The sequence below is a fragment of the Neobacillus oceani genome (assembly GCF_046237595.1).
GTDB classification, from domain to species: domain Bacteria; phylum Bacillota; class Bacilli; order Bacillales; family Cytobacillaceae; genus Bacillus_D; species Bacillus_D oceani.
Genome location: NZ_CP143543.1, coordinates 193,268 through 205,830 on the forward strand (window position 1 = coordinate 193,268; position 12,563 = coordinate 205,830).

Here is a 12,563-nt window from a genome sequence, read left to right on the forward strand (position 1 = left end):
TACCATTAACGTATAAGTAAGAAGGAATCTTTGGAATAGAAATAGAACTGTCAACATAAGAAGATACAAAAAATATTGCTGGGGGTATCAAATGGAGAACCATTTGCTTTTATTGGAGAAAAGGCTGGAAGAGGCTCTTGTTTTATACGAGCAGCAGGATAAATATGATTTGGCATTGGAGCATTATCGGGAAGTAGAATTAGAGGTTGCGAATTTAATCGAGCATAATCAAATCGAAGCGGCAAAGGCATACAAATTATTGGCCCAGTGCTATCTCCGCCAGGCAGGCATGCTTCGCCAGCTTGGGCGGCGGGATGAAGCAAATGTGATCAATAAAAAAGAAATTGAGAGCGCGAGGCTTTCGGGAGATTCGATAGCATACGCCCAGAGCCTTTTTTCAACAGGAATCAATCTATTATCCAGCCGGCGAATTGAAGACGGCCTTTCCTTCCTCCATAAGGCGAAGGAGGCCTTTGAAAAAGAGGAGTCAGCAGATCATAAGCAAGGGATAGGCTGGTATTGGATCATTCTCGCGGATTTGGGAAACAAGGGCATGATTCGTGCTGGCAACGATGAAATTATCGAGTATGCAACTAAGGCAATTGCCATTCTTACAGAGATCGGGAACCTTCCGGGAATCGCAAGGGCAAACGAGGCCCGAGCGATTGCCTATAAGAATAATGGTGACGATAAACAAGCCGAAGAGGACGAGAAAAGGTCAAAGGCCACAATGGTTAAATAAGAGCTTAGAGTGTTAATAAAAAGTACCCAGCTAATACTCGCTCGTCAATTTGGCGTTTTTTAGGTTTTCTGTTAATCTATTAATGGATAAACCTTCCAATGTAAGAATGAATAGAGGTATACCCCGCGGTGGAGGTAACTATATGGCAAAGAGAACTTATAAGCACAGTTAGAGGGACGTTTGAGGTCTTTGTTTGCGGGAGCGGGGAGCCGCTATGCATTACGCATTTGTATAGTGAGTTCAATGAACGGGGGAACTACTTTGCTGATATGTTCACCCAGTCGTTCAAAGTCTATTTGGTGAATTTAAAGGAAGCAGGCTATTCAATCAAAGTTTACAATGATAAAGAACTGAGCATGGAAGAAACGGTCCTTGATTTGGAAGCATTAAGAAGCGCCTTGAATATCGAGAAGTGGGGCTATGCCGGACACTCGACCGGAGGGATGCTTGGCTTGGTTTACGCTTCCTCGTTTTCCGATTCCTTAACAAAAGTCATGGTGGGTGGGGCTTCTGCGTCGAGAGGCTATATGGAACATAGCGGAAGCATCTATTGCGGGAACAATCCGCTTAACCCCCGCCTGAAAGAACTGCTTTCAATTATTAAATCAGCGGAGTCATCAAGGGAGGAAAGGATGAAAGCAGGCAGGGAATGGACCGAAATGTCGCTTTATGATCCGGGGAAATTTGAAGAGTACTTTTCAAAACCGAGTAGCGGAAAGGTCGTTCAAAAGCGGCTGGACTACTATTCTTTTACTGAGCTATCTGCTTATGATATGAGAGAGAGGATTAGGCAAATACGCATTCCGGCTATGGTCTTTTGCGGAGAGCATGATTCACAGTGCCCTGTTGACTTTTCAAAGGAAATAGCTGAGCTGATACCTAATTCCAAGCTTTATATTTTTCAAAAAAGCAACCATGTTCCGTTCCTTGAAGAACGTGAAGAGTTTCAGAAAATGGTTGGGGATTTTTCTATACTATAGTACTACAAACCTTGAATCCAGTGGGTATTTGGAAATTCAATCAAACGTTTGATTGAATTCGGAAAAGCCAGGAAGGAAGAGGGTTAGGAAGGGGAGAATACATGAATCGAAGAAGGACTTTGGCCACTGTTTTACTAATGTGCTGCGCGCTATTGATTGCTGGCTGTAATACAGAACAAGCAACTGCCAAACCCGCTGCAGAAAAAAAGAGGGAAAAACAGCGCCTGCCGTATGTGAAGAGCCTCCATATGATTGATGGAAACAAAGGCTGGATGTTGGCTATCCAAGATTCGAGCAGAAGATTATTAAAGACCGGGGACGGAGGCAGGAGCTGGCGGGATGTGACCCCCGAAGCAGAAACAGTTATCCCCGCGTACATTTTGGATGAAAAACATGTATGGCTGACAACAAAGGAGTTTGCGGATAAGCAGCTTGTTTATACAGCGGACGGCGGGGAAACCTGGGCGAAAAGCGAGCCGCTTTCAACAGAAAGCCAAATGATGGGGCTTCATTTTTTAAATGAAAAGACTGGCTGGATGACGAATTATGTAAGGGGTATAGGCGCGGGCGGCAGTCAAATTGAGCTTGCGAAAACCGAGGACGGCGGCAAAACCTGGGTCGCTATATCAGGAGGGTCAACAGAGAAAGAAATCCCGGTCGAGGGATACAAATCTAAGGCTGTCCTTTCCTCAAATGATGAGGGCTGGATACCGCTTGCTGCGAGCGGCCACCCTTGGGCTTATCGTTCAATAAATGGAGGAGCGGACTGGGAATTCTATTCCCTCCCTGTTACAGAGCAAATGCCAAAAGAACAATTTTTTGACATGCAACCCCCTATCTTCTTTAGTGATACCGCTGGGCTTATCCCTCTTTATTTTCTGACGGACCGTCTGGAAGTGTATGTGTATTCAACTGAGGATGGAGGCAGGAACTGGGACATACCCCCTGCACTCGACATCCCTTTACAAAATAGCGGCGAATATGAAATAGAAATGGACGCTGTGAGTTTGAACAGGATGTGGCTTGTTAGCAACCGGAATGAAATGTATGCATTTGATAATGGGTGGAAGACTGTTGCTTCTGTAAAAAGTCTGATTGAGAACAATGCTAGGATCCTGGCTTTTGACTTTATTAACGAAAGTGAAGGCTGGATGGCGATTGGGAATGAAGAAGGCGCTTTGTTGTATAAAACAGAGGATGGGGGCATGTCCTGGAATGAAGTTATGGTGAAGAATATCGATTTATGATGGGCGAACCATAATGGCAGGCGTTATGTGAAATAAAGTAGGCGCTAGCCCCCTTTGTAAAAAGAGTGCAGGCGCCCATTGCAAGTGGAATTATAGAATAGGATTACGTTCTGCTTTTAACCCTTTTCTCCAGTGGTAAATGCTTATTCCAAGCCAGAGTAACGGGAGGAACTGAACAAAAAGGAACCGGATTGTAAAGCCGGAAATCGTATTTGTTGGTGGAGTGGTTGGTAAATTCCCAATATTAATACTTAACGGTAGAATAAGCAGATTGACCGCCGCACTAAGGATTAGGGAAGCCAATACGATGGCTTTGCCGCTTTTGTCCACATTTTTCATATAACCAACTCCTTAAAAATGGTTATGTGCTATTCTTGAACTCCATTTTTTGAATTATATAATAATTATACCAATTGTTGTAAATACGGTTCAATATGTATGACAAAAATAGCCAAGGACCTTGTTTTTTTGGGACAGCCTGGACTTTTTGTCCTGTAAAAAAAGGAGGAAAATGAATGCTGACCGACCCCGCCGCTCTTTTACACTGGCTTCCGCCTCATTCCTTGGAATGGTACAAACAGATTGGAAACCTGGAAGGCAATTACCGGTACACGTGGAGCTCCTCGATATCAGAGCCAAATGGAGAGTCTGTTTTCGATGCAGAAGTTTTGAAGATGGTAAAAGATAAAAAAGTTCTTGATATAGGATGCGGGGATGGGGAATTCACCATCCAGTGCGCGGCAGTTGCAAAGGAGATTGTGGGCTTTGATGCAACGGAAACGTTCACCGCTGCCGGAAATGAAAAGAAACGGGCGAATGTCTCCTTCGTCACAGGGAACTCAAAGAATGGATTGCCAGTAGAGCTGGGACCATTTGATTGCGCCTATATCCGAAAAGGCACCACATCCGCCTATCTTTTTTTAAGAGGAGTAGTAATAGAGGGCGGAACGGTGCTTGGCCTTCATCCCGGGGACGAACTTGGGAAGGAGCTGCCCATTTTGTTTCCAACCTTTTTTGAAAAAAAGGAGGACACACCAATCCTTGATAAGATTAGGAAACGCCTTGAAGCGGGAAGCTTTTCCTCAGCCGAGATTGAACATATAGAGGCCACTGAATATTTGCACCAGCCAGTTGATGTGATAAAATTGCGCTGTTTTGGCCAAAATCCTAGTGTTTATAACAGAATGCTGGAAGATAACCTGGCGGAAATCACTAAGATTTTTGAAAAAAACTCCACGCAGGCCGGGCTGCCGGTCACCTACTCCCGGTACATTGTCCGAATAACCATATAGGGGTGTTTACTTTTAGCGGAGAAAACCATACAATGAATCTTGTAAGGAAATTGTTGGAGAAGGAGGGGGTTGCCATGAAAACAAGAAATTTTATATCCGTGATTCAAATCGCGTTGGTTCATACCCCTCAAACTAGGAAAAATTAATTTACAAGAAATTGATTGCACTTTAGACCTTCGTGATTCGGACGAAGGTCTTTATTTATGGATTTTAAAAGTTTCCACAACAAGAAATATTAGGAGGCGGACAGATTGGAAATCAGGCCGTATCGATCAGATGATGAGATAGGCTGGGTACGCTGCAGGGTACTGGCGTTTTTGGACACAGCCTATTATGAAAATGTATTAAGAGAAAAAGAAACATATGAAAATCCCTCTATTGAACTTGTTGCGATAGAGAATGGCCTTGTGGTCGGGTTAATTGATGTCGAATATGAGATCGAGGAAAGAACGGTGTGTTCGAGAGGGACAGGTTTGGGCGGCATGATATGGCATATTGCCATCCACCCGGATTTTCGGAGACAGGGTATCGGAAAACGGCTATTGCTTGAAGCCGAAAAAGTGGCAAGGGAGATAGGCCTAAACCGCTTTGAGACATGGACAAGGGATGATGATTGGGTAAATGAATGGTATATGAAAAATGGATTTCAAAAAGTCGATTCGTACCTTCAGGTGTATATGGAAGGAAAAGAGGAAATCAAGCAGGCTGTGAGCAGCAGCCTTCCAGGTTTTCACCTCATTCAGGCGTATGGCCATTATGTTGGCGAAAAGAAAGAGGAAGTCCAGGGTCGCTTTAATAGGGTTCATGAATGCTCGTGTTATGAGAAAAAGCTTGGGTAGCTAGATAGGAAAGAGTTAAACAAATGCCTGGTCCGCCGGGCATTTTTGTCATTTATGAAACATTTATGACAACAGCCTGCTATCTCAGAAACCAATGTGGCCGTAGTGTATAATGAAAAGTATTAGTAAAGGGAACTTCAATCCAAAATGACATTTTGGTTGACGGATAAATGGTTTCACCCCGGGAAGGAAGAACGTATGTGAGGAAATTAAGTTTGATAGCGTTGCTTCTATTCATGATGGCGGTTTCGGGCTGTGCAGAAAAAGATAAGCCGGGAGAAAAACAAATCGAGCTGACCGTTTCTGCGGCTGCGAGCCTCCAGGACGCCTTAAGTGAAATCGCCGCCAATTTTGAAAAAGAACATGCGGGTATAAAAATTAACTATAACTTTGGCTCTTCAGGAGCATTGCAGCAGCAAATTTCCCAGGGGGCCCCGGTTGACATCTTTTTCTCGGCAGCCGTAGACAAAATGGAAAAGCTTGAGGAAGAGGGTCTGATTGAAAAAAGGACAAATCTTATAGGTAACGAGCTTGTTCTCGTTATCCCGAAAAATGCACAGAACCCCATCCGCGCATTTGAAGATGTGGCTAAAGCGGATAAACTATCGATTGGGACTCCGGAATCGGTCCCCGCGGGAAAATATGCGAGGGAAACCCTGGAACATCTCGGAGTCTGGCAGGCGGTTGAGGGAAAGGTGGTTTACGCCAAGGACGTACGACAGGTGCTTACCTATGTGGAAACTGCCAATGTGGATGCAGGGCTAGTGTATAAAACCGATGCAATAGCCTCCAAAAAAGTGGAGATTGCCGATACGGCGAGAGAGGATGCACACGGTCCAATCATTTATCCTCTTGGCATTATCAAGGACAGCCGCCATTTGAAAGAAGCAACGGAATTTTACGAGTACCTAACTGGAAGCGAGTCGGTGGAGGTACTTAAGAAATACGGATTTAAAGGGTTGTAAGCTGTAGGAGATTTGAATGCCGATTCCCGCAAAATTTCCCCCAGGGAAAATTTTCGATACGAATGTTGGCCATATCGAGGCTTCACCAACAATCAATTTTAAGTAGAAAAGGCATCGAAATAGTCCGATGCCTTATCCTATTACTCAGTGGTATGCGCCGTTAGGAGCCCTCGGCCGATAAAATTGGCCGAAACTGGCTTCCTTCCAATCTCCCTTGCCCAAACGGATAATTGGCCAATATGGTGGACCTCATGCACGATCACATGGCGTATGACTTCGCCCCATGTATCGGTCACAATACGCCCGTCCGGTTCAGTCTCTTGGTACAGGTTACTTTCCATACTGGAGTCCCAATTCCGGACGAATTCCTCAACCTCAACACGGAACTTTGCATCGAGCTCCCTTACCTTTTGAAGTGTGTTAAAGTCTTCGAATTTTTCCTGAAAGTCAGGCTTTCCCTGAATAATGCGGATCCAGCTCCATTCGACATCGATAATATGAAAAAGCGTTTTAAGGATTCCTCCAACCCCGCCTGTCCGTTCTACAAGAAGCTCTTCCTCGCTTAGGCCTTCGCACCAACGGTACCATTCCTCTCTAACCATCCAGTTATAACGAAATAAAGCTTCCATGAAATTCCTCCTTTTCTTACCATCATACCTTTCTTCTTCGAAACTGCCTATTATTAATAATCCGGTATTTTTATTAGAAGAGGAAATGTTGTATGAGAAATTTTAAAGCCCCTATTTGAAAAATAGGATAATAATATCCATCTAGTTTTGGATAAGCGAGAATCGTAAATCTTTCGGTAAAATTTGGATAAAAATTATAAAATCCCTCTTGTATTTATAGGCCTTTCCGCCTACTATTTAAGTAATATACATACCTCTTATTAATGAATACGCCAGTAAAAACGGGGGCATGGAGGCAGCTGGATGGATAAACAGCATAAGTCGCTTTATTCATTGAAACGGACGATTTATTTATGGGTTGTTCCATGTGTTCTCGTTTCACTCTTTTTAAACAATTATTTGCAGAATAACCCAAACGAAGAGTATCAGCTTAGTTCGATAATCAATACAGTCTTAATTGGCTGGTTTAGCTTTAGCTGGCTTCTGTTATACAGGAATCGCGCCATTCGATTTGTTGAACTTTCAAACCTGTTCCTTGTGACGATGTACCACATTATTACATTTTATGATGCGCTTTATAATGTCCTATTGAAACCTCGCTATGACTCTCTGGGCGACTTTATTATTTGGATGCCGATTTATATGATGTATATCTTTCTCACTTTGAAAAATAAGCAAGGCCTTATTTTTTCGCTGATTGTCATGGGAATCACCGTTGTACCGGGAGCCATGAATGCTGGAAGGTTTAATGCGGAAGAAGTGGACTCTCTTTTACAGTTTTATCTGGCGAATAGTGTCTATATTGTTGTTTTGTATTTTGCCCACCATTTGGTTGGTGTCTACTCTGAGTTGGCTGCGGCGAAACGGGAAGCGTATACCGATTCATTGACCGGGATTGCCAATCGCTATCAACTCGATGAATGGCTTAATGGCCATATTAAAGAATCAGGGAACACTGAGCAAGCTTTTTCAATTATCTTCTTTGACATCGATGATTTTAAAACGATTAACGACCGGTTTGGGCACCATGTGGGAGATGCTGTTCTAAAGGAGTTTGTATTCCTGATTAAAGGCTGCCTTAGTCCGAACGAATTGTTTGGCAGGTGGGGAGGCGAAGAATTCATCATTGTTTTAAAAGAAAAGGAATCGTCTGCAGCCACGCGAGCCGAAAGCCTGAGGGAAAGAATCGAACAGCATGATTTTGCGATTGCGGGCAGGGTGACATCGAGCTTTGGAATAGCAGGCTACCTGAGAAAGGGGATACGATTGCTTCGTTATTGGAAAGGGCTGACAAAGCCCAGTACACGTCCAAAAAAGAAGGAAAGAATCGGGTTACCCTTTCCTAGCCAACTGCCGCCGGTCTGTTCGGGCTGGATACAAGAAATCCATTAAACATTAAAAAAGCGTCGGTTTTTGCCGGCGCTTTTTCGTATCTGGATCAAGCCCCCGAGTGAACAGGAACAGGCGGTTCCTCCGTTTTTGTTTCCTCCAAATGAGTTGCGAATGTCCTTTTATAAAAATGATAGGCTACGAGCAAAAGGACACAGCCACCGCTGACTCCCATTAAAAGCCATGCTGGAACCTTTTCAAACAGGAAACCGAAAAGGATCAGTCCAATGGGCATCATCCCGCCGGCCCCTGCTTCAAGCAGGGACATGACGCGTCCCCGCAGTTCATCAGGGGTCTTCTTTTGCAGCAGGACGAAGATAGGCATATTAATGACCATGGCAAGGGAAGAGGTGAATAAGGCAAGGATAATCATATAAATGAATATGAAACTGTTGGAAATTCCCGCTGCTGCTGGCAGGCTCGGAAGGCCGAACAGAATGATGGTTATCGACATACCCGCGACTCCGCCAAGGATGGCCCGGTCTTTTCTTTTTATTTCTGGGCGGACGGTCAGAATCACGGCAAGCAGCAACGTTCCAATCGAGAAAGCGCCTTCAATAATGCCAAGCTGGTAGGACGGCATTTTCCGGACGACCATAACAATATAAGGGAGTGCTATTGGGGCGGCCGCGAACCAGAAGTTCAGCCCTATCGCGAAAAATACAATACTTTTGATGAACGATTGATTTTTCACATACGTGAATCCTTCCTTTAAATCATGGAAGAAACCTTTGCTTAGTTCTTTTTCTTTTTTCTCGGCAAACAGGTGGTAGTTTATAAAAAGGCTGAATATACCAGAAATAGTGAATGCGGCAATGTTAATGGCCATGAAAGAATTGACAGGGAATAAACCGAACAGCGCGCCGCCAAGGACAGGGCCAAGAATCGTTGATAAGGATATAGCCGTTTGGTTAAGCGACATCGCTTTCTGAAGGTGGTCCGGGCCAACCATGTTATAGATTGTGGAGGTAACCGCTGTTGAGTAAAAAGTATTTAGTGAGGTCAGGACTGCTGCAGCCATATAGAGAAGCCAGATTTCCTTCGTAACGAATGTAAAGAGGAAAAATACAATGCCAAGCCAGGCGGCACACGCGAAATCGGTTATGATGATTATTTTTTTTCGGTCAAAGCGGTCGGCAACTGTGCCAGCCAGCGGGGATAGTACAATCCGCGGTATGCTTCCCATCAGGAGCGTGATCGAGAAGTTGAGGGCCGACCCGGTCTGGCTTAGGATATATAGTCCAATAGCAAAACTGTAAATCGATGAACCAAGCACAGCAATCATTTTAGCGGGGACAAAAAGAAACAGATTTCTTTTGACGGCGTGTTCCATCATTGCACGTCCTCTCCGGTAAGATCCTTCTTAAATTCGAGTGATAGCGTATAGGAAGTACGGCCTTCCTTATACGCGACGGTTTTCTTAAGCCACTTTTTAAGGAGGCTGTCATATTCTTCCTCGAACTCTTTATATTCTTCATTTGTAAATTCCAGGCTGATTTCTATTGTGCGTATCCCTTTTCGGGCGGGATCCTTTGTGTTTAAGTTGAAATGGGTGGCTTTAGAACGATAATACTTTTCTACAATCCCTTTGTTTTCACGCGTTTCGGCGAGCTCAAGGATTCCACCTTTATAGAGTTGTTGAATATGGTAATGGATACTGCCTGGGGTTTTGCCCAGTTCATCGGCAACCTGTTTGGCTGTCATCGTCTCCTCGGATAATAAATAAATAATTTTTACCCTAAGTGGGGTAGAAATGAGTTTTTGCTGTTCCAGGTTGATTTCCATTATTTTCGGCTCCATAAAACCCCTCCTCTCCAATCTAAGTTTCTATTTCGATTTAAAATGATTATACGTTCTAAAAAATTAGATTACAAGAAATAAATGGTAAATAATTTCGACAAGATTCTCTGGAGGAAGAATTAATTTGCAGGTGAATGATGGGAAGGATTAATAATAGACTAATGAATATAAGAGTAGCCATTGTTTGACGGGAACAGTCCTATATACTATCATTTCTTAAATAAATATGAAGGAGGGAATGCAATGGAAATGAAATTCCATCAGCCGCCAAATACATTTATCGGGAATGTCCATATTAAAGTAGAGAATCTTGGGCGTTCACTCGAATTTTATAAGAGGGTCATTGGCTGTGAAGTGCTGCAACAATCGGAAACGAAGGCGATTCTTGGAAGTGGGGGGAAGGGTCTTCTTACGCTTGAGCAGCCTGCAAATGCGATCCCAAAACAGGGGAGGACGACCGGCTTATACCACTTTGCGCTCCTTTTGCCAAGCCGTTTAGAGCTAGGGAAATTTTTGCGGCACATCCTCGAGCTCGGATATCCGATTGGGGCGGCAGACCATCTTGTTAGCGAGGCAATTTATCTGGACGACCCGGACGGGAATGGAATTGAAATATATGCTGACCGCCCTTCTTCAGGATGGAATTGGCAGAGCAATGAAGTTGAGATGGCTACGAAGCAACTGGACGCAGAAGGCATTCTGGCGGAAGCGGGAGGAAGCAGATGGGAAGGGTTGCCCGCTGGTACGATTATGGGGCATATCCATTTGCATGTTGCCAATTTAGTGGAGGCAAGGCAATTTTACGGAAAAGGATTGGGCTTTGATCTTGTAAGCCGCTATCCCCAGGCTTTGTTTATGTCCACGGGCGGGTATCATCACCACCTTGGTTTGAATACGTGGAATGGTGTAGGAGCTCCGCCGCCACCAGAAAATAGTGTCGGCTTGAAACAATTCTCGCTCATTTTTCCAAGTGAACAGGAACGGAAAGAGGCTTCCGGTAAACTAGAGGCTCTCGGATTCGATGTAAATGAAAACTGGACTGTAAAGGATCCAGCAGGTAACATGGTTCACCTAGGCATTCTCGCATAACTCCATTAGGCTTAGCAAAACCGTAAATTTTTCATGCGAATTACCAAATAAAAGAACCTTTCACTTAGGAGGAAAGGTTCTTTTTTATCACTCTTTAAGCTGTTCGGCGGGTAGCTCTGCTTCCGAGCGTTTAATTTCAACATAGAGAATCTGATGTCCATCTAGATCAATTACCTTAAAGTCATAGCCTTCTTCATTCAATACATACCCAATTTTAACGTCATACGTATGCGACAGGATCCAGCCTCCCAATGTATCGATATCCTCTTCGGGAATCGATATCCCAAGGATATCGTTTACATCTTCGAGAAGAACCTTTCCGCTCATAATGTAGTGGCCGTCTTTGATTTTCCTAATATCTGCAACCTCGTCGGCATCGAATTCATCGCGGATTTCCCCGACGATTTCCTCCAGAATGTCTTCGACGGTCACAAGCCCGGCTGTTCCCCCATATTCATCGACCAGAATGGCCATATGGGTTCGCTCCTTTTGAAGTTTTACAAGGAGTTCATGGATTGGGATAGTTTCTATGACATGGATTATCGGCTTAATAAAGTAGGTAAGCGGCTTTTCTTTTAACGCCTCGGGCTTTAATGTTGCCGTAAGGATTTCCTTAATGTTGACCATTCCGGCTACATTGTCTTTGTCCCCATTTACAACGGGATAGCGGGTATACTTTTCCCGGCGGATTGTTTCAAGAATTTCCTCCATGCTGTCATCAATGGAAAAAGTCACGATTTCGGTACGGGGAACCATGATTTCCTTCGCAATCCTGTTGTCGAACTCAAAAATATTGTTTACATAGGTGAGCTCAGACTGATTGATTTCACCTTTTTCATAGCTTTCAGAAATAATGATCCTGAGTTCCTCCTCTGAATGGGCAATCTCACTCTCGGATGCCGGCTTTAAGCCAAATAGGCCAACAAGGAATCGCGCCGAACCATTCAGGGCCCAAATAAAGGGATACATGATTTTGTAAAAAGTGATAATAGGTTTTGCAAGAAATAATGTGGCCGCTTCAGCTTTTTGGATCGCAAACGTTTTTGGCGCAAGTTCACCAACAACCACATGTAAAAATGTGATGAGCGAAAAGGCTATCCCAAACGATAGGACTTTTGAAATGGATTCACTCAGTTCCAAATTAGTGAAAATCGGCTTAAGCAAGGCCATGATGGTCGGTTCACCAAGCCAGCCGAGGCCGAGGGCTGTAATCGTAATGCCGAGCTGGCACGCGGACAAATATTCGTCCAAATGCGTGATGACATGTTTTGCTGCCTTAGCCCCTGTCCTGTTTTCTTCAATCAATTGGTCAATTCTAGAACTTCTCACTTTGACAATCGCAAATTCTGTGACGACAAAAAAAGCCGTCAACGCAATTAAAACAAAAACAAGCAGTAAATTAAATGCGATCAATGGAATGCCCTGTAAACCAGGGCCACACCTCCTATTTTTACACGGTAAATGTACCGTTTGCCGAATGGCGAAGCTAAATCTCTAGTATTATTATTAGCAAAACATGAATGGCCTTGGCAACCTTAATAGTCCGGCACACAGAAAAATTGAAGGTTCATGGCGAAAAATATTGGGAAAA

Annotated in this window: 13 protein-coding genes; 8 read left to right on the forward strand and 5 right to left on the reverse strand. The window is 43.9% G+C overall.

Annotation, left to right across the window (positions count from 1 at the left end):
* The first annotated feature begins 91 nt into the window (after positions 1–91).
* The 3 genes from V1499_RS01090 to V1499_RS01100 all read left to right on the forward strand — a co-directional run bounded on the left by V1499_RS01090 (position 92) and on the right by V1499_RS01100 (position 2,969).
* Positions 92–742, forward strand: a complete 651-nt coding sequence (locus tag V1499_RS01090) for a hypothetical protein (protein WP_409273114.1) — start codon at positions 92–94, stop codon at positions 740–742.
* Positions 743–882: 140 nt separating this feature from the next.
* Complete coding sequence (locus V1499_RS01095) at positions 883–1,722, forward strand: alpha/beta fold hydrolase (protein WP_409276194.1); 840 nt, start codon at positions 883–885, stop codon at positions 1,720–1,722.
* Between the two features lie 101 nt (positions 1,723–1,823).
* Positions 1,824–2,969, forward strand: a complete 1,146-nt coding sequence (locus V1499_RS01100; protein ID WP_409273115.1) for a WD40/YVTN/BNR-like repeat-containing protein — start codon at positions 1,824–1,826, stop codon at positions 2,967–2,969.
* Positions 2,970–3,059: 90 nt separating this feature from the next.
* Here the strand turns inward: V1499_RS01100 and V1499_RS01105 are convergent, their stop codons facing one another.
* Positions 3,060–3,308, reverse strand: coding sequence for a hypothetical protein (locus V1499_RS01105; RefSeq protein ID WP_409273117.1), 249 nt, complete (start codon positions 3,306–3,308; stop codon positions 3,060–3,062).
* A 176-nt stretch (positions 3,309–3,484) separates the two neighbouring features.
* Between V1499_RS01105 and V1499_RS01110 the strand changes: the two genes are divergently transcribed.
* The 3 genes from V1499_RS01110 to modA all read left to right on the forward strand — a co-directional run bounded on the left by V1499_RS01110 (position 3,485) and on the right by modA (position 6,065).
* Positions 3,485–4,261, forward strand: a complete 777-nt coding sequence (locus V1499_RS01110) for a class I SAM-dependent methyltransferase (protein WP_409273119.1) — start codon at positions 3,485–3,487, stop codon at positions 4,259–4,261.
* A gap of 251 nt (positions 4,262–4,512) precedes the next feature.
* Entirely contained in the window at positions 4,513–5,100 is a 588-nt protein-coding gene (locus V1499_RS01115) for a GNAT family N-acetyltransferase (RefSeq protein WP_409273121.1), read from the forward strand.
* Positions 5,101–5,270: 170 nt separating this feature from the next.
* Positions 5,271–6,065 (forward strand): molybdate ABC transporter substrate-binding protein, encoded by a 795-nt coding sequence (gene modA, locus V1499_RS01120; protein ID WP_409273123.1) that lies wholly within the window; start codon positions 5,271–5,273, stop codon positions 6,063–6,065.
* A gap of 140 nt (positions 6,066–6,205) precedes the next feature.
* Here the strand turns inward: modA and V1499_RS01125 are convergent, their stop codons facing one another.
* The gene (locus V1499_RS01125) at positions 6,206–6,694 is read right to left on the reverse strand and encodes a DinB family protein (protein ID WP_409273125.1); all 489 of its coding nucleotides are present in this window, start codon (positions 6,692–6,694) and stop codon (positions 6,206–6,208) included.
* 303 nt (positions 6,695–6,997) lie between these two features.
* Here V1499_RS01125 and V1499_RS01130 point away from each other — a divergent pair, with 303 nt between their 5' ends.
* Positions 6,998–8,086, forward strand: a complete 1,089-nt coding sequence (locus V1499_RS01130) for a GGDEF domain-containing protein (RefSeq protein WP_409273127.1) — start codon at positions 6,998–7,000, stop codon at positions 8,084–8,086.
* A gap of 46 nt (positions 8,087–8,132) precedes the next feature.
* Here V1499_RS01130 and V1499_RS01135 read toward each other — a convergent pair whose 3' ends face one another.
* Together V1499_RS01135 and V1499_RS01140 are read right to left on the reverse strand one after the other, a co-directional pair.
* Positions 8,133–9,419, reverse strand: a complete 1,287-nt coding sequence (locus V1499_RS01135; RefSeq protein WP_409273129.1) for an MFS transporter — start codon at positions 9,417–9,419, stop codon at positions 8,133–8,135.
* Positions 9,416–9,883, reverse strand: a complete 468-nt coding sequence (locus V1499_RS01140; RefSeq protein WP_409273131.1) for an ArsR/SmtB family transcription factor — start codon at positions 9,881–9,883, stop codon at positions 9,416–9,418. The genes V1499_RS01135 and V1499_RS01140 overlap by 4 nt, the downstream gene beginning before the upstream one ends.
* Positions 9,884–10,132: 249 nt before the next feature.
* Between V1499_RS01140 and V1499_RS01145 the strand changes: the two genes are divergently transcribed.
* Positions 10,133–10,972: a VOC family protein gene (locus V1499_RS01145; RefSeq protein ID WP_409276195.1), complete on the forward strand. Its 840-nt coding sequence runs from the start codon at positions 10,133–10,135 to the stop codon at positions 10,970–10,972.
* Positions 10,973–11,059: 87 nt separating this feature from the next.
* Here V1499_RS01145 and V1499_RS01150 read toward each other — a convergent pair whose 3' ends face one another.
* Positions 11,060–12,385, reverse strand: a complete 1,326-nt coding sequence (locus tag V1499_RS01150) for a hemolysin family protein (protein WP_409273133.1) — start codon at positions 12,383–12,385, stop codon at positions 11,060–11,062.
* Between the last annotated feature and the right edge of the window lie 178 nt (positions 12,386–12,563).